Origin of the sequence: Halosimplex rubrum (assembly GCF_013415885.1) — an archaeon.
GTDB classification, from domain to species: Archaea; Halobacteriota; Halobacteria; order Halobacteriales; family Haloarculaceae; genus Halosimplex; species Halosimplex rubrum.
The window spans coordinates 3,690,228-3,714,074 of the sequence record NZ_CP058910.1 but is presented as its reverse complement, the minus strand read 5'-3'; the positions used below and the strand labels follow the sequence as shown (position 1 = coordinate 3,714,074).

Below are 23,847 nucleotides of genomic sequence, written 5' to 3'. Positions count from 1 at the left end.
TGTATTTATATATCCCGAACCCGTACCCCGTGGTGATGTACAGCGCGCGCGACCAGGTGGAGAACAGCGAGTGGCTCGACGAGGTCGAGGCGACGGCCGAGCGGCTCGACATGGAGGAGGCCGCCCGGTCGCGCGCCGCGGACCTCTTCCTCTCGAACGTTCCCGAGACCGACCGATCGAAGCGGGCCGTCCTCGCGACGAGCGTCTACGTCGCCGGCCTCGTCGAGGGTGACAGCCGCAGTCAGCAGCGCGTCGCCGAGGTCGCGGACGTGTCCCGGCTCACGATCTCCAAGCGCTACGAGGAGATGCTGGAGAGCCAGGGGCTGGACGCGCCGCGCTGGTAGCTCGGGATCGGCGGTATCCGGTCGGAGTTCGGCGCGGGATCAGGCGTCGTCGGCTTCGGCTTCCGGACCGCCGTCGGCCGACGCGTCGGCGGCGTCGCTCGCGGTCTCGATCTCGGTCTCACCGGGGGCGTCGCGGCCGGTGCGGTCCGGGGTGAGCTCGCCGTGTTCGTCGATCTCGCCGCGGACGATGCGGGTGCTGGAGATGATCTCGCCGTCCTCGGCGTAGACGTGGTCGACGACCTCGATGTCGAGCGGTTCGACGCCGTCGTCGCGGCGGATCTCGTTGATGCGTTTGCCGCCGGTCTCCGTCTCGGGGGAGACGACGATGGCGTCGAACTGCGGTTCGGGGGCGAAGCCCGTCGGGTCGTCGATCTTTCGGATCTCGTAGTCGCGGTCGTACTCGTCGGCCAGCCGGGCGAGTTCGGCGTCGAGGTCGCGGTGGCGCCGGTCGTACGGGCGGACGTAGCGGTCCTCGCGACGGGTCTTCGGGGCCAGGTCGTCGCTCGTCAGGCCGACCGTCGCGTCGCCCAGTTCGAAGGCGCGCCTGAACAGCGCGCGGTGTCCGTCGTGGACCGGGTCGAAGGTTCCACCCAGCGCGACCTTCATACTGGCTCAGTCGGGCCAGGCCGGTAAAGTGCCTTCGGCTTTCGGTGCCCGCCGCTACGACGCGATAGAACTGGTCTCCCGGTCTTACTCGTCACCGCTCGCGTCGTCGCCCGCGTCGACCGACTCGTCCGTGTCGTCGCCCGCGTCGCCCGACGGTTCGTCCGCGTCGTCGTCCTCCGCGGACCCCCACTCGTCGGCCGCGCCGTCGTCCGCGTCACTCCCCTCGTCCGCTCCGGGGTCGTCCTCGACGGTGATGGTCACGGGTTCGGAGTCGACGGTCGGGTGGTCGTCGTCGCTGCCGAGGATCTCGTCGAGGTTGAAGACCGTGTTGAGTTCCTCCTGCACGTCGTCGACGACGTTGCCGACGAGTTCGCTCGGCGCCATCGCCGCGTACTCGTAGGGGTTGTTGCCGGCGCCGTCGTTCTCGCGTTTCCCCCTGGTGACTTTCCCCTCGTCGTGGAGCTCCGCGAGCGCTTCGCGGACCGTACTCGGGTACAGCCCCGTGCCCTCGGCGATCTCGTCGCTGGTGCTGTCGGGGTTCTGGCGGAGATAGACGTAGATGCGCGCCCGCGTCTCGGTCTCCAGCACCCACGAGAGCATGTCCACGATCCCCTCGTCGAAGCCCGTGACCGCCTTGTCGGCCTCCTGTTCCAGCCGTTCGCGGACGTTTCCACCCTCTTGTGGGTCCACGTCGGGCTCGTCGGTCCCCTCGCTGTCGTCGGTAGGATCGTCTGTAGACATACGTCGCCTCTACGAGGACGAAAGCCCCAGCCGGGTAAAAATCTTGCCGACGTTCTCACACGCGCGAAATCGCCGGACAGCGCTCCGCTTTCCGTCGCTCACTCGTAGCGCAGCCGCAGCGAGTCACAGAGCGCGTCGACGCCCGCCTCCTCGCGAAGGCGGCGCTGGCGCTCGGCGCCGCTCTCGGCGTCGTAGACTTCGCGGATGCCCGAGATACCGAGCCGTTCGGCCTCGCGGTCGACGACCTCGCCCAGACCGACCGTCGACTCGAACGACCGGTCCAGCAGGGCGGCGTCGTGGCCGTGACGCATCGCGCGCCACTTGTGCTCGTCGTACAGCTCCCGACGAACGTCGGTGCCGGACTCGCCGTCCTCGTAGCGGGCGGCCAGGTCCTCGACGAGCGCGTGGGTGTACTCGACGAACGCGAGCACTACGTCGGGGTCGGCCTGGCCGTCCGGCGTTCGGACTTCGACGGTGCCGTGACCGGAGTGAGGACGCACGTCGAACCAGAGCTCTCCGCGGTCGTCGATGCTGTTCGTCTCCAGCATCCGCCGCTCGTAGTCGTCGAAGGCGTCGTAGTCGTCGAATGCGGTGGGCATCCCGGTGTTCGGGAGCGCCTCGAAGATCTTCGCCCGGGCGGACTCGAGGCCGGTGTCGAAGCCGTTCCAGTACGGCGAGTTCGCCGACAGCGCCAGCATCACCGGGAGGTGCCAGCGGAGTTCGTTGGCGATCCACACCGCCTTGTCCGCGTCGTCGACGCCGACGTGGACGTGCAGTCCCGCCGTCGTGTTGCGGTGCTGTGGGTACTGGATCCGGTCGAGTTGCGCCCGGTACCGTGGTTTCTCGGCGTGTTCGAGCTCGCGCCACTTCGCGAGCGGGTGGAGACCGGCGGCGGCGATATCGAAACCGTGAGCGGTGGCGTGGTCGACGAGCGCCTCGCGGACCGAAAGCAGGTGCTCGCGGGCGTCGGCCGGCCGCTCGATGACCGGCGTCTGGGACTCGATGACGCACTTGAACAGCTCGTGGTCGAGCCGGCCTTCCAGGATCTCGGGCGGGTCGGACTCGTAGACGAGTTCGTCGGTGCCCGAGGTGAGCCGGCCGTCCTCGTCGACGACGTAGTACTCCTCTTCGATGCCGATCGTCCCCATCCGACTGAACGCCTCGCGCGAGCCCCGGTCCATCGCTCCGTACGAGGGGACGACGGCGCTAAAAATTTCCCTTCCCGGCACGCCCGCGCCGGCGCGTCCGTCCCTCGAACACCGCCAGCGCAACCGCTCGGCGGTGTTAGAGAGACGGTTTAGGGCAGTCGGCGTGAGCCCACGTGGAGACCACGCGAGCCGAAAGGTGCCGCTGACCGTGCCGTCTACCGAAACCAACCCCTCCCCGACGGATAACACCTCCGGTGTCGGCGTCCGGGGTACCCGCTCGCCAGCCCGCTCAGCGCGGCGTCGCGACCACGCCGAGGTGGTCGTCGTGGTGCGGGGTCAGCCGCCGCGTTTCGAGCACCTCGTAGGCCGATTCGAGGTCGTCGAGGGCGTCGTCGAACACGTCGGCGGGGTCGCGGGTCACGTCCTCGCTGCGGGCCTTGACCGCGAGCAGGAGCCGGCCGTCCTCCCGGAGGAACTCCGCGTTCGCCGTCGCGACCTTCGCCTGCCCTCGCGTCGCCACGTCCTGCACGATGGCGTCGACCGGCTCGACGACGTGGGCGTACGTCTCGGGCTTGCGCGCGTCCTTCAGCAGGGGAAAGAGGTTGCCCCGCGGTTCGGCGGCGTCGAGCAGGTCCCGAACGGGTCGGGCTGCGAACTCGACGCCGTAGGTCGGGCCGCCGAAGTCGGCGACGTGGCTCGCGGTCGTCCCGGAGGCCGCGCCCAGGTAGAGGACCGTCTCGCCGCCGACCAGTCCGGTGTCCATCCCGAGTTCGAGCATCGCGCCGAGCTTCGAGCGGTCGGGGTTCCAGGCGCGCCACTCGCCGTCGGTCGGTTCGCCGTAGTGGGGGTCGCCGCGGGTCGCCAGCCGCTCGCTCCCCTCGAAGGCGCGGCGCTCGACGCCCGCCGGGAGGTCGCTCACGAGCCGTCACCTCCGCCGGTCGCGGCGGCTCCGTCGTCCTCGCCGTCCCCGGCGTTCCCGCGAACGGTCGCGATGCGCTCGTCGAGTTCGGCGTCGAGGTCGGGCTTGCGCTCGCCGCTGTAGTGGTCGACGCGGGCGGCGATGGTGAGCTTCCCCGCCAGCGCCCGCGCGGCCGAGCCGCGTTTCTCCGGGCGCGTGCCGCGGACGTACTCGTGGGTGAAGATGACGCCGTGTTTCGGAGAGGGCGCCGACCCGCGGAGGTGCGCGAACAGCGCGTCCTCGGCCCCGATGACCTGCACCGTACTGGACGGCTGTTTGGCCAGGCTATCGAGGCCGCCCGACAGCGAGATCAGTCGGGCCGCCAGCACCGGGCCGGCCATCGCGGCGAGGTTCGGCGCCACCGAGGGCGTCGTCTCCTCGACGTACGACCGGAGTTCGTCGGCTTCGTCGGCCAGCGCCGCGGTCCGCTCGGCCAGCGCGAGCAGTCGCGCCTCGCTCGGGTCCGCGGGCTCCTCGTCGCGCTCGGCCAGGTCGCGGGCGTACTCGACGCCGGTGTCGGCGTCCTCGAAGCGGGTGCCCGCCCACTCGGCGACCCGCTCGGCGAGTTCGTTTGCGGTCCGCTCGCAGTCGTCCATCGCGCGGACCGCGTGGATGAGCTGTTTGTCGTCCGCGCGCTCGGCCTCGTGGACGCCCGCCCGGGCGGCGGCCGTCGTCGCGTCGTGCAGGCGCTCGTAGTACTCGGCCTCGTCGGCGGCGAACCCGTCGTCGACGGCCAGGGTCGGCCAGTCGGCGGACGACTCCGCCGACCCGTCCCGGACCCGCTCGGCGGCGGCTTCGGTGTCCCCGGGATCCAGCCCCGCGAACCACCCGGCGTGTTCGGTCATGCCTGCGGGTTCGCCGCCCGGTCCAAAAAAGGACGCCGGTGTGGCCGCGGCTCGAACACGCGGCCCTACCCGTCCCAGCACGACAGCGTGACGCCGGACCGAGAGAGGTCCGGGTCCGGGAGCGTCCCGTGGCGCTCGGTCTCGGCCCGGCGGAGGACGTCCCCGGAGACGAAGTAGTGCGCGTCGTAAAACGACTCCCTGGTCGTCGCCTCGGTGACGGTCGCCCCCGCCGGCGGGTCCACGACCGTCCGCGTCCAGACGTGGACGCGGACGCGGAACCCGTCGTCGACCGATCTGACGGTCGTTCCCTGTAACTCGACGGTCACCTCGCGTACGCGCTCGCCGAGATCGTGATTGTGAGCGAACGCCCGCTCGTACTCCCGAGCGGACTGCGCGACCGCTTCGGGGGTCAGTTCCGGTCGCTCCTCGGGGAGCGGCTTCGGCGTCACGTGGTCGTTTCCGTCGGACGTCAGTAGCAGGTCGGTCCGGCATGGCTCGTCGGTTCGCGTCTCGGTCGGCGCTGGGGTGGTCGCCGTCGCGTCGGGGGGCTGCCCCCCGATGGCGGCGCACCCGGCGGTGAGCGCCAGGGCCGCGACGAGAACGACCGCGTGAATGCGCATGTCCGGCCGTTAGCGACGGGGGGTGAAGAGTCTTCAGTCGCGCGCCGCCTCGGCGGGGCGCTCGCGGGTCGCAGCGGCACCGACCGACAGCGCGAGCGGCGCTTCCGACCGGGACTCCGGTGCGGTCGCCCCATCCAGCGGCCGCCCCGGTGACCGGCCGGGTCGAACGCCGGCGCCGAACAGCGAGCCGCTTCCCGACTCGCCCGTCCCCGGTTTCACTGGCGAGCGGGTTCCCTTTCTGAGCTGTCCCGTCCTCCGGTCGCTAGCCCTCTACGGTGAGTCCTCTCGCGAGGGTCGTTATCATCTCCCGCTGCAGGTGAGGATAGATCCCGTCCTGGATCTCGTCGAGAGTGGCACTGATCTCGTCGTACTCGTCCTTGTGGAGGATCGAGAGGCCGAGAGCCGATCCCATCAGTCCGAGGACGGTCATCGGCTCCATCTCCGAGACCGGCCCGTCACTCCGCGCCTGGATGTCTCTGATAGGGGGGACCAGGACCTCCATCTCTTTGCGCTCTATCTCGGCAAGCTGATCAGACGAGACATCCCCGAGGACCTCTCGGTAGTCCCGTTTGATGAACACCTCCTGGATGAACTCGTTCCCCTCGCCGAACTCGACGTAACAGCGGAAAAACTGCTCCAGCCGTTCCTGGGGGTCGTCAACCCCCGCCAGCTCCGACTCCAGCGTCTTCGCAAACTCGTCTAACTCCTGTTGGAATATCTCTACGTAGAGGTCCGACTTGGCGTCGAAAAACTGATAGAACGTCGGCTTGGCGATCCCCACCGGTTCGGTAATATCCCTCACCGTGGTCTTCGTCGGCCCGAACTTCAACAACAGTTCGCGCGCAGTTTCAAGGAGTTTCTCCCGTATCCGTTCCCGTTCCTCGTCACTGAACTTTCGCATGGCCCTCCGTACGAATAGAAAACTCATAACTAAACTGGTTCTCAGTTATTACTCGATAACCAAAATAGATATTTAGTCATAGAGCCACGGTAGAGTATGGCAACGATCGAAGTGGACTCCCTGACAAAAGACTACGGGAGTGTACGCGCGGTAGACGCCATCTCGTTCACCGTCGAGAGCGGTGAGATATTCGGCTTTCTCGGTCCGAACGGCGCCGGCAAGACGACGACGATCCGATCGCTTCTCGGGTTACTCGAACCGACGGCGGGCAGCGCGACCGTCCTCGGCGCGGATGTCCACGACGAGGGCGCCCTCATCGAAGCGAAACGGCGGATCGGATACCTGCCCGCCAATCTCGGGTTCGACGAGGAAGCGACGGGCGAAGACGTCCTCGACTATCACGAATCAGTCAAAGGCGGGTCCCGCCGGGACGAGCTCCTCGAGATATTCACACCGCCGGTCGAGCGGCCGATTCGCGAGTACTCGACCGGGAACAAGCGCATGCTCGGCATCGTCCAGGCGTTCATGCACGACCCCGAACTCGTGATTATGGACGAGCCGACCTCCGGCCTCGACCCGCTCAAGCAAGAGGAGTTTAACGAGTTCGTCAGGAACGAGCGCGACCGAGGGAAGACGCTGTTCTTTTCGTCGCACGTGCTGAGCGAAGTCCGCCGCGTGTGTGACCGCGTCGGCATCCTCCGTGAGGGGGAGCTCGTCGGCCTCGAAGATATCGAGACGCTGCTTCGGCAGGGCGGAAAGCGGGTCCAGCTCCAGACGACGGACGAGGCCAGGGCGGCCCTCACGGAGATCGACGGTGTGATCGACGTGCAGGCGTTCGCTGAGGGGATCCAGTTCATCTACACCGGCGAGTACAACGCGCTGCTCCGGGAGCTCGCGACCCACGACGTCCGCGAAATAGATATCAGCGAACCGCCGCTCGAAGACATCTTCATGCACTACTACGGGGCGGACGGCGCAGCCGAATCCGACCGGGAGGTGCGCTCCGATGTTTGAGACCACCGCCTACGAGATGAGTCGCCGGGTCCGCGGGACAGCGGTCCTGACCGTCGGCGTCAGCCTCTACGTGGCCTTCATCGTCTGGTATTTCTCTCTCTTGGACCCGTCAGCATACGCGCAGATCGCGGAGTCGCTGCCGCCAGCGATGTTAGACGCGTTCGGCATTCAGTCGATCGGATCGATCGCGGGCTGGCTCGGCGGACAGATCTATACGTTCCTGTGGCTGCTGGGGCTCGGGATATACTTCGCGTACGCCTCGGCGGGAGTGATCGCGAGCGACATCGAGAGCGACCGGATGGACCTATTGCTCTCGTTCCCCGTCTCTCGAAGCCGGTTGCTCGCCGAGAAGTTTGCAGCGTTGCTCCTCCCGCTGATCTCGCTAAACGTGGTCGTGGGCGGCGTCACGTACGGTCTCGTCCTGGCGATCGGCGAGACGATCGACCCGATGCACCTCGCGTTGGCTCACCTCCTCTCGATCCCGTATCTCCTCGTCTGCGCAGCGATCGGGCTTGTTCTCTCCGTTCTCGTGGATCGGACGGCGATCGCGGAACGAGCGGCCATCGGACTGGTGTTCGTGCTCTGGCTCGTCGAGTCGGCCGTCGGTGCGGCGGAAGACTTCGCGTGGATACAGAATCTGAGTCCGACCCACTACTACTCGCCTACGCCGATCCTCCTCGACGGGTCGTACGAACCGATGGACGTCGGGATTCTGATCGCTGTCTTCCTGGGGTTGCTACTCGCGAGCCAGGTCCTGTTCCAGCGCCGGGACATCTAACGCCCGCCGTCGGCTGCGAGAACGAACTGCTCGTCACGGAACTGTTGGCCCCGGTGGAGGGAGGCGGCGGTACTGCGATCGCGCCGCTCGCTCGACTGCCGCTGTACTGTGAGCGACGTGGGACCGCGAGCGCTGGCCGCTCGAAGAGCGCGTCGCCGAACTGATCGAACCGAGACAGGAATGCGTGCATGGATAGACGAGCGCGTCTCGCGGCTCCGCGCTCGGGAACCGCGCTCCCCGACGGTCGTCAGTCCCGTCTCCAGCCGCACCGTCCGCGTCCCTGGCGGCGGTTTCTCGGACGACCGTCCTGACTGGCACCGCGACTTCACCGACCGGCACCGCGACTGCACTGACTGACACGGCGATTGGACGGGATCGAGGCGGTAGACGCCCGCCCGCAGATTTCGGTTCGACCGGCACGGCAGCGGCCCGAGCACCGACCGACCGCTCGCCTCCCGTTGTGCCTCCTCGTCCGCAGCGGTTCGGGCTGACGCGGGAATCGCCCGGGACACGCTGTCTATCGGACCGAGCGTCCTGGCCCGGGACGACGGGGGCGGTGGCAATCGAGGCGGCCGGTATCGACGCCCGGGCCGCGTCCGCGTCGACGGCTACTCGCCCGCCGGGAACATCTCGATCGTTTGTGATAGTTCAACGGGCGATAGTCGGTCCCGGGTTCGATAACATATATCATGCATCGAGACCTACGGCGTGCCATGGCTTCTCCTGAGCCCGCGGGCCAGTGGTGGGCCGCGGAGCAGACCTACACCGACGAGGTCGTCGGGACGGACACGCTGCCGTCGATGTTTGAGGCCGCCGCCGATCGGTACGGGTCGGCGCCGGCCCAGCGCTACAAGGGCGGCGTCTACGAGCGGTCGCTGACGCCCGAAGCGATCCCGGAGGCGCCGGACGGCGAGTTCACCGACATCTCCTACGAGGAGATGCGCGCGGTCGTCCGGCGGCTGGCCGCCGGCTTCCGGGCGCTCGGGCTGGAAGCGGGTGACCGGGTCGCCGTCTTCGCCGACACCCGCATGGAGTGGGCGCTGACCGACTTCGCCGTCCTCGCCGCCGGCGGCGTCGTGACGACCGTCTACACCGACTCCTCGCCGAAGCAGGTGAAGTACCTGATCGACGACCCCGACGCGACCGGCGTCGTCGTCGGCGACGAGTCGCTGCTGGAACGCGTCCACGAGGTCGACGAGGACCTCGATCTCTCCTTCTCGGTCGTGATGGACGAGACCGCCCCGGACGGCCCGGCCGCCGATCGCGAGGACGCGCTGACGATGGCGGCCCTGTACGAACGCGGCGACGAGGCCTTCGACGCCGACACGTACCGGGAGTGGATCGACGAGCGCGACCCCGACGACCTTGCGAGCATCATCTACACCTCGGGGACGACGGGCCAGCCGAAGGGTGTCAGGCTCACCCACCGCAACTTCCGTGCGAACGTCAACCAGTGCCGCAAGCGGATGGGTCCCAGACCCGACAAGGGCGAGACGCCGGTCCTCGACGAGAACTCGCGGACCATCTCGTTCCTCCCGCTCGCGCACGTCTTCGAGCGGCTGGCCGGCCACTTCCTGATGTTCGCGTCCGGTGCGACGGTGGGGTACGCCGAGAGCCCCGACACGCTCCCCGAGGACCTGCAGTTGCTCAGCCCCACGACCGGCGCGAGCGTTCCGCGCGTCTACGAGCGGATCTTCGACAACATGCGCGAGCAGGCCAGCGACTCGGCGGCCAAACAGCGGATCTTCGAGTGGGCCGTCGGCGTCGCGCGCGACTACGCCCGCGCAGACGACCCCGGGGTCGCTCTCCGGGCCAAGCGCGCGGCCGCCGACCGGCTGGTCTACTCGACGGTCCGCGAGCGCATGGGCGGCGAGGTGGAGTTCCTCGTCAGCGGCGGCGGCAGCCTCAGTCGGGAACTCGCGGAGATGTTCCTCGGGATGGGGATCCCCGTCGTCGAGGGCTACGGCCTGACCGAGACGGCGCCGGTCCTCTCCGTGAACCCCACCGAGGACATCCGACCGGGGACGATGGGGCCGCCGGTGACCGACGTCGACGCCCGCCTCGACGAGTCGGCGGTCGGCGACGACCAGTTCCCCGAGGCGGAGGGGACGGTCGGCGAACTCGAAGTGACGGGTCCGAACGTCACCGACGGCTACTGGAACGCGCCCGCCGAGACGGACGCGACCTTCACCGAGGACGGCTACTTCCTGACCGGCGACATCGTCGAGATCACGCCCGAAGGGTACCTCCGGTACAAGGACCGGCTGAAACAGCTGATCGTCCTCTCGACGGGGAAGAACGTCGCGCCGGAACCCATCGAGGACCGGTTCGCGACGAGCGACCGCGTCGACCAGGTGATGGTGGTCGGCGACGACCGCAAGTTCATCGGGGCGGTCGTGGTTCCGAACTTCGAGGCGGTCCGGCGATGGGCCGACCGCGAGGGGATCGACCTGCCCGACGACGACGAGGCGGTCTGTCGCGACGAGCGCGTCCGCGAGTGGGTCGGGGAGGCCGTCGACGAGGTCAACGCCGAGCTGGAACGCGTCGAGCGGATCAAGGCGTTCGAACTCGTCTCCTGGGAGTGGACCGCCGAGAACGACCTGCTGACTCCCTCGATGAAGAAGAAGCGTCGGAACATTCGCCACGTCCACGACGACGCGATCGAGCGGATCTACGAGGAGCGCGCCACCGTGGCCGCCGAGTGACCCCGACGGTCCCGTTCGGTGCCGGGACCGACCGCGAGCCGTCCGGATGACGTAATGGCTTTGCCTGATGGCCACCCAGAAGTCGACATGACACCGAGCGGCGGGCGATACGACGCGATCGTCCTGGGGGTCGGTGGCGTCGGGAGCGCGGCGACGTATCACCTCGCCCGCCGCGGCGCCTCGGTTCTCGGCATCGAACGCTTCGACGTGCCCCACGGCCGGGGCTCCTCGCACGGCCGGACGCGACTGTTGCAGCGGTTGCTCGACGGCGAGTCGACGACGATGGCGCTGGCCGACCGCGCCCACGACTCGTGGCGCGCGCTCGAAGCCCGGACCGGTCGCGACCTGCTGACCGAGACGGGGTCGCTGGCCGTCGCCGTCGGCGGCGACGACCCCGTCGCGAGCGCCCGTCGGGCCTGCGAACGGCACGGCCTCGACCACGAGTCGCTGTCGGGCGCCGACCTCGCCGAACGGTTCCCCGGCTACGACTTCCCTGAGGACGCAGAGGCGCTCTACCAGCCCGACGGCGCGGTCGTCGCGTCGGAACGCGGCGTCGTCGCCCACGTCGCCGCGGCGCTCGACGCGGGCGCCACGGTCCGGGCGCGCGAGCGAGTCGTCGACTGGGACACGGTCGACGGCGGCGTCCGCGTCGACACCGACCGCGACACCTACCGCGCCGACCGGCTGGTCGTGACCGCCGGCGCCTGGGCGGCACAGGCGGTCGACGCCCTCGACGGCCTGCTCGAACCCTGCCGCCACGCGACCGCCTGGTTCGCCCCGAGCGGCGACCGCTCGGCCTCGCTCGCCGACGACCGCCTGCCGCCGTTCGTCGCGACCGTCGACGGCGAGAACTTCTACGGCCTGCCCGGCCCGGATCTGCCGGGGATGAAGTTCGGGCGAGCGGACTTCAGACCGACCGCGCCGGACGCGCTCTCCGAGCCGACCCAGGCCGACGAGCGGCCGCTGCGGGCGTTCGCCGACGAGTACGTCCCCGGCGCCGCCGGGTCGACGCTGCGGCTCTCGACCGGACTGGTCACCGATTCGCCGGACGGGCGGTTCCTCCTCGACACGCTCGCCGACGGGCGCGTCGCGGTCGCGGCCGGACTGTCCGGACGGGGCTACAAGTTCGCGCCCGTCCTCGGCGAGATCCTGGCCGACCTCGCGCTCGACGGCGGGACCGACTTCGACGTGTCCGGATACGCCCTCGGCCGGTTCGAGTGACACAATTCATTTAAGCTCCGTTCACCTGATCAGTATCAGATCGCTTCGGGCGACACGATCGTCGGGCGGGTGGGTCCGGACCCGATGGTCGACGGGCGGTGGCCCGGCGTTCGGGTGAGTGTCAGAAACGATGCAGGGTGCGGTACGAGCTGTCGCGCGCGCCGGCCGAAGCAGCGACTGCTCGGCCGCTCCGCCGGGAGGTGACGGCGATGGCGCCAGCTGACGGACCCGATGACTCCGACGGCACCCCAGTGGAGCCGTCACCGGAGCGTACGCCCGGGGAACCCGGACCGGAGAACGCTCCGGACGGCTCGCAGTCGGGGGATTCGGCTCCGGCGGACTCGGCTTCCGACGGCGAACAGCCGGCGGGAGCGGAGACCGACACGGGCGCTACCGGGGACGATCCACCGTCGCATGAAGGCCGTTCGCGGCGCCGAATCCTCCTGCTGTTGCTACTGCTTTTGCTCGTCTTCGTCGGTGGCGGGCTGGGGACGTTCGTCCTCGACGGCTTCCCGGACGGGTCGCCGGGGCCGGGGACTCCGTCGGCGACCCCGGCTCCCGCGCCGAACGCCACGGGGAACGTCTCGCTGACGACGGTGGCGAACGCGACGCTGCTCCGCGCCGACGGCGTCGTCCCCGGTGACGAAGGGGTCTCCCGTCTGCGACTCCGAAACACCGGCGGCGCGGCCGGTGAACTCAGCGTCACCGACCTCGACGTCGAGAGCGACGAGAACGGGATCCTCCCACCGGAGTCGCCGGTCGACGACTCACCCGGCGTGGGTGAACTCGACGAGCACCTGCTAGTCCGCGTCTCCGCGGAGTTCCCGGACGGGGAGACGGTCGAGGTCTACGGGGACGGGGGGTTCGTCCCGCTCGGGAGCCTCGACGCCGGGAACCGGACGATCGGGGACGGCCTCGCCGCCGGAGAAGACGTGACGATCGTCATGGAGTGGCGGCTCCCGGCCGAGACGGGCAACGAAGTGCAGAGCGACTCGGTCTCCTTCGACATCGGGTTCACCCTCCGGTCGGTCGACGGGACCGCGCCGTCTCAGTGAAGGAGGATCCCGAGGTTGTGGACGGTGGTGTAGAGACCGACGACCGCCAGCAGTATCGGCGGCGCGTAGAACATGAGCCGGTCGTCGTCGCCGACGCCCGCCCAGAGGCTGATGCCGATACAGGCGTAGATGACCAGCAGTTTGAGCCCGAGGAAGCCGCCGCCGCCGAAGGCCATGATCGCCTGCCGGATGACAGGGTTCGCCTCGGTGTGCAGCGGGCTGAAGTACACCAGCGCGATGGTGGTCACCACGTCACCGACGCCGTACGTCGCGACCGCGAGTAACCAAATTCGTGAGAACGATACCTCGTCGAACAGCGAAGTGTCTGACAAGCCCCCGTCGAAGTCGAGCCAGGACGCGTCCGCTGTTGCCATTACAACTTAGTCTGCCATCCGAATACAAATAGGTCGTCACCAAATTATCGATATAGATAATAAACGGATCCGACGATACGAATACCGGACATCTCGAATCGAGATCTACCGCAAATGCCGGTAATACTATCTTTGGCTAGGGGTGCAGGGCGGATGCGCTTCTGGAGGGTCGTGGTCAGGATGCACGTTGTATTCCAAGCTCTGATATGAGTCGGTATTGGACGTGGGAACGAAAAACACGTCGGCGAGTTGCAGGTATGCAGGGTCCGGCCGCGTTCCCGTTCGAGCCTCAATTGGGTTGAGTCGATCCGGATGCGGGAGTGCCGTCTACCGTCGTATCACCCGGCGAGTACCGGAGCGTATCGTCTTTGTCCTGAATCGTGGCGCCCTCGACGTAGAGGGTATCACTGCTTGCACCCACCTCCGCCGTCGCATCGCCGTTCTTGCTCGAAAGCGTCGCGTCTTCGAGCCGCAGGTCTGCCCCGGAGCGCAGTGTGATCTGCCCGTTAGTGTCCATCGTCGCCCCAGTGGCGTCAAGTTCGCCACCCCCGTTCTCCGTGGCTCTCAGCGCGATATTACCGTTTTTCGAGGAGATCGTCGCGTCCCGTGCCGAGATCTGCTGTGCACGGAGAGTGATCTGGGCGTTGGTATCGATCGTCGCTCCGTCGATATCGAGGAGGCCACCGGCAGTCACATCGATGTTCCGATTTTTCGAATCCAACGTCGCCCCTTCGAGGTAGACGTCTCCGAACTGAGCGTCGATGTCTACGGAACCCGTCTTGGACACGACTGACCCGGATAGATCGACGTTACCGTTCTTCGCGTTCAGGTTGACATCGCCGTTTTTCGCCTCGATTTTCACCTCGCTTGTGATACTCTTCGCCGTTATTTGGATGTTCTCGCTCCCGGATGTCTCGACGGTACCCACCGATTCGGGGATAACGAGGTTCGACGACTGATTGTCGAAGTTAGCGAGTTCGCTCGGCGAGTACGTCCGCTCGCCCTCGTCGTACTGCCCGTCTCCGTCGGCGTCGTCCCAAGCGACATCATCGCTTGGAGGCGAACTGCCCCCGAACGAATCGGCCGCGCTAATCGTTCCACTGCCAGTCTCTGTGCTGGTGAAGTATGCATGAGTCACAGAGGATCCGATACCTCCCGAGAGTACCGCCACTGCGATCACCGTGATTGTGACAGTCCGTGGGCTGACTGACCACTTCATGGCCCGACACCGTCTTCAGACTCGCTCGGTGGCGCCCGGAACAGGTCCCACAACTCGGAGATGATGAGCAGTACCGCCGGGATCACCACGAGCGCGAGTAGTCCTGCATCCGAGTTTGCAAAGCTCACCACGTAGCCGACCAGCGGGACGGCGAAAGCGACGACGCCGATAACGCGATCGGCCGGGACCCAGCCTGGGTCCGGCTGTTCGTTAGCATCGCCCTTTGTCTTGAACTCACGACCGTCGTCGGTCTCGCGGACCGCAACTACCCGGTGTGTAACTCGTTCGTCTGAAATTTGATAGGTAATCACGTCACCGTCCGACAGTTCATCGGCCGGCAGCCCGTCTACGAAGACGACCGAACCCGCGTTGATCGCTGGCGACATACTGTCTGAGGTAACGACGTAACTCCCGTCGGCGCCCGCAACCTGCGGGAACGCGATGGCGAGGAACACACCAACAATGATCAGTCCGGTGACGAGGCCGCCAACGTGTAGAACCTTTCGACGGTCAAGTTGGTCTATCGGTGGTGAGTCCATTTCTGTGTCTTGCATCGAGCGATCGTCCGCTCGCGTGGTGCTGTCCGATTATCTCACTCGCTACCGAAAGCGGCCACGTCACTGCGATTGGCCGTCGTTAGCCGTTGACCTGGGTGCTGTCCTGATACAGCGTGAACGTGTGGTCGATGTCGACTGAGGCGCCCTGGTAGTCGTTGCCCGCGTTCTGGTCGAAGGTCCCGGAGACGGTCAGTTCCCCCGTTGACCCATTGTTGATCGTGGAGGCGTCGAGGACGATGTCTGTATCCGCCATCGACTGAACGCTGTCGGGTGTTCCGCCTGATTCGATGGTACCCGACCAGGATACGGCATCGACGACCAGCCGGTCGGCCAGGTTCACTTCGGCTTCGCCTTGGTCGGTGGACGTTCCGACGACGATCCGGTCGGCGTCGATCCCCGACTTCGACAGGTTGACAGTGACTTCGAAAGGGTCTCCTGGAGCGATATCACCGACCGAGTAACTGAAGCTATCGCCATCGTTGACCGTCAGGTCAAGTGTACCGGCGGTGACCGTGTTGTCCTCACTGGACTCGCTATCACTGAAGAATGCGGTCGTCCCCGCACCCGCGGCAGCCGCAGCGCCGCCGACCGTGATGATACCACCCAGAACGCGCCGTCGATTGAGCTCTATCGTCTTGCTGTTGTCTTCGTCTGTCATCTGAATCACCCGCCAGGGACCCAGGGGCTATCGGTGCCCACCCACCCTGGCATCGGCTTGTAACTCGCTACTACATCTACGGAAATAAAAGCCTAGTGGCTTTCTCTCGGTGTGAAAACGCACTAATGTCGCGATTGATAGCCGGTTCTCAGTTCGCGAGAACGAAGGACGGCGGCCGGACGCTCAGGCCAGCCACTCTTCGGGCTTGGTGTCGTAGTCGATGTCGTCGGCCGCGAGGTGGTCGACGGCGTCCCACGGCAGTTCCTCGACGGTGACCTCGTCGCCGTCGTAGCGGATCAGCCGGCCCACCTCCGCGGGTTCGGGCTCGCGGTCCCGGCGCTTGGCGACCTCCACGTCGTGCTCGTCGAACTCCTTGACGATGGTCTTCAGATTCACCGGGCGACCCCAGAGTTCGAACACGCGCCGCAGCGTGTCCTCGGCCTGCCCGAGGTCGAGCATGACGCCGTTGTACTGGTGGGCCAGTAGCAACTCGTTGCGGTTGTTGTAGTTGCCGTCCTCGACGACGACGGTGGGCTTGCCGAAGTTGGTGAACTGCAGCATCAGCTTCTTTTTCACGTCGGTGTAGTCCGTCGAGGTGACGCGGTAGTCGCCGGTCGACTGGGTGTACTCGTAGGTGAAGTAGTCGTTCTCGTCGACGAACTCCTGGGTGAGGAACTCGTCGAGGAAGGTCACGTCGTTGTGGGACTCGCGGATCTCGCGCATGCGGTCCCAGCCGCGGGCGTAGTCGATGTCCGCCAGCGCGTCCCCGACGGAGCCGTACCGCGAGTCGTCGAACATGTACCGCGACACCCGTTCGAGCTCCTCCTGGCTGACCCGCGAGACGAAGCCGCGGTTCTGGGGCTTGGTCAGCGAGTAGTGCCGTTCGGCCAGCCCCTCGTAGGTGAGCACCTTCCACGGGTAGGTCTCGACGTCGATATCGCCGGCTCTGGCCGCTTCGAGCGCGTCGGCGTCGATCCGCGGGTCGTCGGGGTCGAGTTCGTCGAGGTGGTCGACCACCGAGGCCACTTCGGGGTCGGGCTCGATCAGGTCGAGAACCCGTTCGAAGTCGACGGTGTCGTGGAAGTTGCGCCAGGTGACTCCCTCAGTGCGGAGCAGGTGCTCGACGACCTCGCGGCGGTTGGTCGTGTTCTCGACGTACTGCCAGATCTCGAGGCCGAGCTTGTAGGGGTTCAGCCCCGACGAGCCCAGCACCTTCGCCATGTGGTCGGCGTAGAGAACGAACTCGTCGTCCCCCGCGAAGTTCTCGCCGGTCATCATGGTGGATTCCCAGTAACTGGCCCACCCCTCGTTGAGCACCTTCGTCATCTTCTGGGGCGCGAAGTAGTACGCTTCCCGGCGGAGCATCTCGAGGACTTCCTTCTGCCAGTCCGCCATCTCGTCGGCTCTGGCGGCGTCCTCACGGTACTGCATGCCGTGTTTGCGGAGGAACCCGAGCACGTCCTTGTCGGGCTCGGCAGGGAAGGTGGCGCCCTCCTCGTCGTCGGACTGGGCCTCCAGCCACTCCTCGCTGAACACCTGGCCTTTCACCTCGTCGGACAGATCGAGTTCCTCCAGTTGCTCGGCCACGTCGGCGGTGTCGCGCTCGTCGATGAGGTCGATCCGCGTGTCGATGGGCTCGTAGGGGGCGTGCTGGTCGATGTTGTCCTCCAGCGTCAGGATATTGTCGATCCACTTCTCGACCTCGCTGCGGTCGATCTCCGGGTCGGTCATGAACGACTCGATGGCGTCGGCGTGCCTGGCGAGCATGGCCGCGGCGTTGGGGCTCCGCGTGCGGCGTTCGCCGCCCGCGCCGTCGGCGTCCCCCTGGGACGCCCAGCCCGCGAACATGCCGAACCACTCGTTGTTGGCGAAGAAGTCGGCGTGGGCCTCGACGTGCGTGATGACCGCCTTCTGGTCGGCGAGGGTGTTGGACTCCTGGAGGAAGGCGTGGGAGGGGTCGTCGTTGTTGACGATCTCGAAGGCCTTGCCGCCGAGGAACTGCCCCTGTTTCTGCTGGCGGTCGTACTGCATGCCCCACCGCCAGTGGGGGTAGCGCTGCTGGAACCCGCCGTAGGCGATGAGCTCGTTCATCTCGTCGTAGTCGACGATCCAGTAGTTCACCTCGTAGGGGTCGAGCCCGAACTTGCGGGCGAGATTGCTCGCCTCGTCGACCGGCTCCTCGAGGTCGGCGGCGATCCGCTGGGCCTCGATCCGGTCGTCTATCGGTCTGCTCATCGTGATCTCTCCGTGGTCGGTCCGCTCATTGGTCGTCCTCCGTGCTGAGGATGTCGTAGATGGCATCGACCACGTCGTCCGGGCCGGAGACGTAGGCGACGGCCACGTCGTCGGCGTCGCGGAAGCTCCGCTCGACCTCCTCGGCGTGGGTCGCGTTGATCGCGTTCCCGCTCGGCTGGGTCTCGACGTAGGCGTGGAGGTTCGCCGGGATCTGTTCCATCAACGGGACGACGTGTTCCTCGGTGTCGTTGCTGGAGTTCTCGGAGTCGCCCGCGGCGAAGACGTAGCGGTTCCACTCGCTCCAGGGGTACTCCTCCAGCAGTTCGGCGGCGAGTTCGTACGCGCTGGAGATGCGCGTGCCGCCGCCGCTCCGAATGCCGAAGAACTCGTCGCGCTCGACCTCCCAGGCGTCGGCGTCGTGGGCGATGTAGACGAACTCGGCGTTGTCGTATTTGCCCTGGAGGTACCAGTCCAGCGGCGTAAAGGTTCGCTCGACGAGTTCCCGTTTCTTCTGGCGCATCGACCCCGACACGTCGCGGATGTTGACGACGACGACGTTCTTCTCCCGTTCCTCGACGATCTCCGGGTAGCGGTAGCGCTCGTCCTCCCGGCGGAACGGCACCTCGTCGATACCCTCCCGGCGGATGCGCTGGGCGGTGTCGACCCGTTCGGTCTCGGCCTGCATCTCCTCCAGGTTCGCCCACGTCGTCCGCTCGTCGCCGTGGATCTCGTCGTAGGCCTCGTCGATCCAGGCGCGGGAGACGGGCATGTTCTCGCCGCGGGCCCACTCGAAGACCTTCGCGGGCCCCCAGCCGTCGATCTTCAGCGCCTCGCGGACGTAGTCCCGGTCGAAGTCCATCGCGAGCTTGCGCTTGAGCCCCTGCTTGAACAGCCGCTCGAAGTCCAGCGTCGAGGTGGGGCCCGACCGGGTGATGTCCGTGAAGTCGCCCTCGGTCTCCTCGATCACCTTCTTGCCCTTCGGGTCGAGGTCGAGGCCGAGTTGTTCGTCCAACTCCTGGGCGAACTCCTCGGGGTCCATCTCGTAGTACTCGTGCTCGCCGCCCTCTTCGCCGGGGTCGCCGTCGTCGTCGCCGTCGTCGCCCGGTTGGGGTTCGGCGTCAACGGGGTCGCCCTCCTCGGCGTCGCCCTGGCCGACCCCGCCCTGGTCCCGTTGGTCGTAGGCGAACTCCGGCAGGTCGACGATCTTGATCGGCACCCGGACCGAGTCCGGGCGGCTCTGTCCGAGGTCGCCGTACTGGATGAACTCCGAGAGGTCCTGGCGGCGGTCCTCGCCGACCTCGCGGTAGCGTTCGAGGTCGTCTCTCAGTCCCATTTGTAACTCACCTGGCTCATGACGTGGCGGCTGGTCAGCTCGGCCGACGCCTCGCTGTAGTCGTACATCTCCTGCATGTTCTGGACGGTCTCGGCCTTCAGGTCGGCCGTCTCCGTGCCGCTCGGCGGCTCGTCCCACTGCCGGGGGTCGAAGTCCTCGTAGGTCCGCTTGACGTCGTCCCACGAGTGGCTCCCGAGGACGGTCTGGATCACCGGTATCTCCTTTGGCGAGACGTCCGCGACGCGGAACTCCTCGTCGCGGCGCTGCCACGCGTGGCGATTGAGGGCGGTGATGATCTTGTCCTCGCGGAACGCCTCGACGGCGTCACCGGGGCGGTTGCCGGCGTAGTCGTCGTCGTCGAACCGGCCGAGGTGCTCGATCTCGAACACCTTCATCTTCAGCGGGTCCGGGTCGACGTGCTCGCCGCGGTCGTTCTCGATCCGCTCGTCGGTCGACCACGCGTAGACGTGCTCGATGTACTCCTCGACAGTGGCCTCGTCGACCCGCTTGTCGCGCATCATCGCGTCGAGCACGTCCGACTCCTGCTCGCCGAAGACGTGGTTTTTCACCGGAACCACGCGCTCCTCGAAGTCCGCCGCCTCGGCGTTCGAGAAGACGGGCGCCGTCGACAGGTCCTCGGCCATCGCGTTGAGGATGTCGCGAGGCATGACGACATGCTCCACGTCGAGGTCGGCGTGGTGGCGGTCCTGCTCGGCGTGGAACAGGTCGGCGATCTCGTCGCGCGTGTACGTGACCGGGATGCCGTGGTCGCCGTCGGTCCCCTGGTCGGTGAACTCGAACTCGTCGGCGTCGACGCGCTCGTCGCCCTCCTGGAGGTAGCCCCGATCGAACAACAGGGCCTTGTCCACGAGGTCGTGACCGCCCGGCACGTCGCTCACGTCGAGCCTGGTGACGACCGCGTACAGCGCCGCGGCCTCCAGGGCGTGGGGGGCGAGCTCCTTGGCGTGGACTTCGTCGTGCTCGTCGCGGACGTGGACCGTCAGCGGCTCCTGGATCCACTCCTCCAGCTCGCTCCACGAGTCGGCGTCCCACACCTCCGTCTCGTCGGTCAGCTCCCGACGCAGGAGCTCGGTCTCCAGCGAGAGGTTGGTGAGGTAGGTGAACTCGTGTTTGTCCAGCCGGCGCTTCAAGGCCTTCAGCGGGTCCTGGCCCTCCCGGTCGGCGTGCTGGTTCAGTTGCGCTTCGAGGTCGGGGTTCGAGATGATGATCATCTGGGTGTCGATGTCCATCCCGATGCCCTTGTCCAGCTTCACCGACTTCTCGTCGGGAACGTTGAGCAGCTTCTGGAGCAGGTCGGCGTGCTGGGCGGCGTCTTCCACCACCGTCAGGAGACCGTTGCCCTGCGAGAGGACGCCGTCGTAGGAGAACGCCTGTGGGTTCTTCCGGCCGCGGGAGTCGAGTTCCTGGAGCATGCCGCGCATCCACGAGCCGACCAGCCGCTCTTTGGGCGGCCCCTCGTCCTCGGAGTGGAGGACGCCGATGCCCCGGCCCACGTCGACGACGTAGTTCTTCACGCGGAGGTGCTGGGGGTCGGTGATCGCCGAGAACAGCGCCTCGACGCCCTGACGGCGGTAATGTTCCTCCAGGTAGTCGTAGGCCTCCCGGCAGAACGGGTCGAGTTCGCTCTCGACGCGGACGGGGATGTGGTCGTCGAGGTTCTCGTTCAACTGCGCGACCAGGCCCTCGCGCACGTCCTCGGGGAACACCGAGAGCGGGTGGGACTGGACGGGGCTCTCGTACCAGTCGTCCTCGTCGGCCACCGGCTCGTCGGCGTACGTGATGCCGGCGCCGCTGCTGCCGGCCCCAGCGACGTTCCACTCGACGGTGTAGCGCCGCCCCTCGTCGGTCTTCGAGTACTCCCGGAGCCCGTTGATGAGACAGCGCTTGAGCTCGGACTTGCCCGTGGCGGTGGGCCCGTCGAGCCAGACGATCTTCTCGTCTTTCCCGCGGCCTGCGGCGATCGAACGCAGGTCGTCGACGAAGGCGTTGAGCACCTCGGTGTTGCCGAGGATGGCGTGTTCGCCGTCGTTGTGAGGGTCGTCGAAGAAGCGGTAGCGCTCCTTCTGGTCGCCCTCCTCGATGACCGTGCGGGTGCCCGCGGCCTCGATGGCGCTGAGGAGGTACTTCGAGGCGTGGGCGGCCAGTCCCGGTCGCTCGAACACCAGATCGACGTACTCGGCGAGGCTCCGGGGCTCCTCGTAGGTGCGGTCGAGCGACCGGTCGGCCTCATCGATGAACTGTTCGCCGCTCATCTACTCCTCCATCTCGCTCTTTGCGACCTCCGCACCGGCGAACTCTAGCACCTCCCGCGCGCCCTCCTCGGAGTAGCCCTGCTCGATGAGCGCGTCGATCCACTCGTTGCGCTCGTCGTCGTCCATCTCGCCGGACGAGACCAGCGCCGAGAAGTTGATGTTGTGCTTCTTGTCCTCCCAAAGCTTCCGTTCGAGGGCGCGGCGCAGGCGGTCGTTGTCCTGCGGATTGAACGTGTCTCCTTCGCGCGCGCGTCGCGAGACCCAGTTGCTCACTTCCTGGCGGAAGTCGTCTTTCCTGTCTTCGGGCAGGTCGAGCTTCTCCTCGACGCCCCGGAGGAACTGCTCGTCCGGTTCCTGCTCGCGGCCCGTGATCTCGTCCTCGACGGTGTCGTCGTCGATGTAGGCCATCACGTGGTCCATGTACTTCTCGCCCTGGCGCTGGATCTCGTCGACGTCGTAGGCCAGCGCATGGCGCACGTCCTCGATGGCCCGCTCCTTGTACTCCTCGCGGACGAGTTCGAGGTAGCGGTGGTAGGTCTCGAACCGGTCTTCGGGGATCGAGCCGTGGTTCTCGATGTTGGCTTCGAGGTGGTTGAAGGTGGTCAGCGGCGAGAGGAAATCGCGCGAGCGGTGCATCGAGTCCATGATCGCCTCGGCGATCTCGTCGCCGATGAACCGCGGGGAGACCCCCTCCATGCCCTCGCCGATCTCCGCCTTCTCGGCGGCCTCGTCGCGCAGTTTCTTCACGTCGATGTCCTCGGCCTCGTCGATCTCGCCGTTGTATGCCTTGGCCTTCTGGACGAGCGTGACCGTCCCGGTGTCGGGCTCCTCGATGCGGGTGAGCACGCCGAACAGGCCGGCCATCTCGAGGGTGTGGGGCTCGACGATGATGTCGGGCAGATCGGCGTTGTTCAGCATCTTCCGGTAGATCTTCGCCTCCTCCTCGTACTGGAGGACGTACGGGAAGTCGATCCGCTTGGTGCGGTCGTTGAACGCCTCCATCTTCTCGTCGCCCTTCTTGTCCTTGTACTCGGGCATGTTCGTCCGCCCGACGATCACCTGGTCGATGTCGATCCGGGGGTTGTTCTTCGGCTTGATCGTCTGTTCCTGGGTGGCGTGCAGGAAGTCGTAGAGGAACTCCCGCTGTAGTTTGAGCAGTTCCTCCCCGGAGAAGATGCCGCGGTTGGCGTTACAGAACGCCCCGGAGTAGTCGAACGCCCGGGGGTCCGATTCGCCGTAGACGGCGATCTTCGAGTAGTTCACGTCGCCCGTGAGCTCGGTCTCGTCCTGGTTTTTCTTGTCCTTGGGCTCGAACGTCTCGATGGCCTGGCGCATGTTCTCGTCGGCGACCAGCCGGACGATCTCGACGTGATTCTCCAGCACCTGCTGGAGATCGTCGTCGTAGTGGGCCAGCAGTCGGTCCATGTAGAACTCGCTGGCCGGATCGAGCGCCTGCTCGTTGCGGATGGTGTAGGGGGCGTCCAGCCCCTCGTTGATGTCCTCGATGACCCGGTCGCGCTGCTCCTGTGGGAGGAGCACGAGGGGGTCCTGGTCCATCGGGGAGCGGACGGTGTCGTCGGCCGGGTCCTGGTCACCGATCACGTCGCAGAGGTTGGTCCACCGGAAGGTGTACATCCGCCCGGCGTCCGAGCGGGTGTAGTCCTCGTAGTAGCGACGCACCTGGCGGTCGAAGTCGGACTTGCCGGAGCCGACCGGGCCGAGCAGGAGCTTGATGCGTTTCTGTGGGCCGAGCCCGCGAGCGCCGGATTTCACCTTGTTGACGAACTCGTGGATCGACTCGTGGACGATCCGTCCGTAGAAGGTGTTCTCGCCGTCGTTGAGTGGGTCCTCCGAGGCGAGTTCGTACTCGACGACGCCGGCGTCCTCGTCGTACTCGGTGCCGTAGTAGTCGAACATGTCGGCAACGCGCTGGTGGGCGTTGCGGGCGATCTTGGGCTCGTCGTAGAGTTGGTCGAGGTACGCGTCGAACGACCTGTACTCCCGCAGGTCGGCGGGGATCGTGTCTCTGTACTCTCGACTCAGCTCTTCGAGGGTTTCCTGTGTCATGCTATCACGGACAGTTCGCGTCGAACTGTACTTGCGTCAGCGCGCTCGTGCTGACGGTCGCGACCGGCGAAGGCCGCTCGTGGTCCGGCGCATCGCTCCAGGGACCGCCCACTCCCCTCCGGCCGGCACCGCTCGACGACTGGGGACCGTCGAAACCGCCGGGGCGAGTCTATTGTCACGTGTGAACACCTACCG

Annotated in this window: 21 protein-coding genes; 6 read left to right on the top strand and 15 right to left on the bottom strand. The window is 66.7% G+C overall.

The window, feature by feature from the left end; all coding sequences use genetic code 11:
* Positions 1-35: 35 nt before the first annotated feature.
* Positions 36-344, top strand: a complete 309-nt coding sequence (locus HZS55_RS18530) for a cyclin family protein (protein ID WP_179909035.1) — start codon at positions 36-38, stop codon at positions 342-344.
* Between the two features lie 39 nt (positions 345-383).
* Here HZS55_RS18530 and HZS55_RS18525 read toward each other — a convergent pair whose 3' ends face one another.
* The 7 genes from HZS55_RS18525 to HZS55_RS18495 form a co-directional block, all read right to left on the bottom strand.
* Positions 384-950 (bottom strand): phosphopantetheine adenylyltransferase, encoded by a 567-nt coding sequence (locus HZS55_RS18525; RefSeq protein WP_179909034.1) that lies wholly within the window; start codon positions 948-950, stop codon positions 384-386.
* 84 nt (positions 951-1,034) lie between these two features.
* The gene (locus HZS55_RS18520; RefSeq protein ID WP_179909033.1) at positions 1,035-1,691 is read right to left on the bottom strand and encodes a winged helix-turn-helix domain-containing protein; all 657 of its coding nucleotides are present in this window, start codon (positions 1,689-1,691) and stop codon (positions 1,035-1,037) included.
* A gap of 98 nt (positions 1,692-1,789) precedes the next feature.
* Positions 1,790-2,872, bottom strand: coding sequence for a glutamate--cysteine ligase (locus HZS55_RS18515; protein WP_179909032.1), 1,083 nt, complete (start codon positions 2,870-2,872; stop codon positions 1,790-1,792).
* Between the two features lie 256 nt (positions 2,873-3,128).
* Positions 3,129-3,758, bottom strand: coding sequence for a fibrillarin-like rRNA/tRNA 2'-O-methyltransferase (locus tag HZS55_RS18510; RefSeq protein ID WP_179909031.1), 630 nt, complete (start codon positions 3,756-3,758; stop codon positions 3,129-3,131).
* Positions 3,755-4,642: an NOP5/NOP56 family protein gene (locus HZS55_RS18505; protein ID WP_179909030.1), complete on the bottom strand. Its 888-nt coding sequence runs from the start codon at positions 4,640-4,642 to the stop codon at positions 3,755-3,757. Before HZS55_RS18505 ends, HZS55_RS18510 begins: the two co-directional genes overlap by 4 nt.
* A 65-nt stretch (positions 4,643-4,707) precedes the next feature.
* Positions 4,708-5,262 carry a hypothetical protein gene (locus HZS55_RS18500; protein WP_179909029.1) on the bottom strand — a complete coding sequence of 185 codons (555 nt, stop codon included), beginning with the start codon at positions 5,260-5,262 and terminating at the stop codon, positions 4,708-4,710.
* 262 nt (positions 5,263-5,524) lie between these two features.
* Positions 5,525-6,163, bottom strand: a complete 639-nt coding sequence (locus HZS55_RS18495) for a TetR/AcrR family transcriptional regulator (protein ID WP_179909028.1) — start codon at positions 6,161-6,163, stop codon at positions 5,525-5,527.
* Positions 6,164-6,259: 96 nt separating this feature from the next.
* Between HZS55_RS18495 and HZS55_RS18490 the strand changes: the two genes are divergently transcribed.
* The 5 genes from HZS55_RS18490 to HZS55_RS18470 all read left to right on the top strand — a co-directional run bounded on the left by HZS55_RS18490 (position 6,260) and on the right by HZS55_RS18470 (position 12,936).
* Positions 6,260-7,177, top strand: a complete 918-nt coding sequence (locus HZS55_RS18490) for an ABC transporter ATP-binding protein (RefSeq protein ID WP_179909027.1) — start codon at positions 6,260-6,262, stop codon at positions 7,175-7,177.
* Positions 7,170-7,955, top strand: coding sequence for an ABC transporter permease subunit (locus HZS55_RS18485; RefSeq protein WP_179909026.1), 786 nt, complete (start codon positions 7,170-7,172; stop codon positions 7,953-7,955). The genes HZS55_RS18490 and HZS55_RS18485 overlap by 8 nt, the downstream gene beginning before the upstream one ends.
* Before the next feature lie 713 nt (positions 7,956-8,668).
* Positions 8,669-10,660: an AMP-dependent synthetase/ligase gene (locus HZS55_RS18480; protein ID WP_179909025.1), complete on the top strand. Its 1,992-nt coding sequence runs from the start codon at positions 8,669-8,671 to the stop codon at positions 10,658-10,660.
* Between the two features lie 87 nt (positions 10,661-10,747).
* The gene (gene solA / locus HZS55_RS18475; protein WP_179909024.1) at positions 10,748-11,881 is read left to right on the top strand and encodes an N-methyl-L-tryptophan oxidase; all 1,134 of its coding nucleotides are present in this window, start codon (positions 10,748-10,750) and stop codon (positions 11,879-11,881) included.
* A 449-nt stretch (positions 11,882-12,330) separates the two neighbouring features.
* Complete coding sequence (locus tag HZS55_RS18470) at positions 12,331-12,936, top strand: hypothetical protein (RefSeq protein ID WP_179909023.1); 606 nt, start codon at positions 12,331-12,333, stop codon at positions 12,934-12,936.
* Here the strand turns inward: HZS55_RS18470 and HZS55_RS18465 are convergent.
* The 8 genes from HZS55_RS18465 to HZS55_RS18430 form a co-directional block, all read right to left on the bottom strand.
* Positions 12,930-13,310, bottom strand: a complete 381-nt coding sequence (locus tag HZS55_RS18465; RefSeq protein ID WP_246308300.1) for a hypothetical protein — start codon at positions 13,308-13,310, stop codon at positions 12,930-12,932. The two genes, HZS55_RS18470 and HZS55_RS18465, sit on opposite strands and share 7 nt — an antisense overlap.
* 289 nt (positions 13,311-13,599) lie before the next feature.
* Positions 13,600-14,529 carry a SipW-dependent-type signal peptide-containing protein gene (locus HZS55_RS18460; protein ID WP_179909022.1) on the bottom strand — a complete coding sequence of 310 codons (930 nt, stop codon included), beginning with the start codon at positions 14,527-14,529 and terminating at the stop codon, positions 13,600-13,602.
* Positions 14,526-15,083 carry a signal peptidase I gene (locus HZS55_RS18455; protein ID WP_246308299.1) on the bottom strand — a complete coding sequence of 186 codons (558 nt, stop codon included), beginning with the start codon at positions 15,081-15,083 and terminating at the stop codon, positions 14,526-14,528. The genes HZS55_RS18460 and HZS55_RS18455 overlap by 4 nt, the downstream gene beginning before the upstream one ends.
* 82 nt (positions 15,084-15,165) lie before the next feature.
* Positions 15,166-15,744 carry a TasA family protein gene (locus tag HZS55_RS18450; protein ID WP_179909021.1) on the bottom strand — a complete coding sequence of 193 codons (579 nt, stop codon included), beginning with the start codon at positions 15,742-15,744 and terminating at the stop codon, positions 15,166-15,168.
* A gap of 183 nt (positions 15,745-15,927) precedes the next feature.
* A complete protein-coding gene (locus tag HZS55_RS18445) occupies positions 15,928-17,979 on the bottom strand; it encodes a SpoVR family protein (RefSeq protein ID WP_179909020.1) in 2,052 nt (683 codons plus the stop codon).
* 25 nt (positions 17,980-18,004) lie between these two features.
* Positions 18,005-19,312, bottom strand: a complete 1,308-nt coding sequence (locus HZS55_RS18440; protein ID WP_179909019.1) for a YeaH/YhbH family protein — start codon at positions 19,310-19,312, stop codon at positions 18,005-18,007.
* On the bottom strand, positions 19,303-21,585 hold the full coding sequence (locus HZS55_RS18435) for a PrkA family serine protein kinase (RefSeq protein ID WP_179909018.1): 2,283 nt from the start codon (positions 21,583-21,585) through the stop codon (positions 19,303-19,305). The genes HZS55_RS18440 and HZS55_RS18435 overlap by 10 nt, the downstream gene beginning before the upstream one ends.
* A complete protein-coding gene (locus HZS55_RS18430; protein WP_179909017.1) occupies positions 21,586-23,652 on the bottom strand; it encodes a PrkA family serine protein kinase in 2,067 nt (688 codons plus the stop codon).
* Positions 23,653-23,847: the final 195 nt, after the last annotated feature.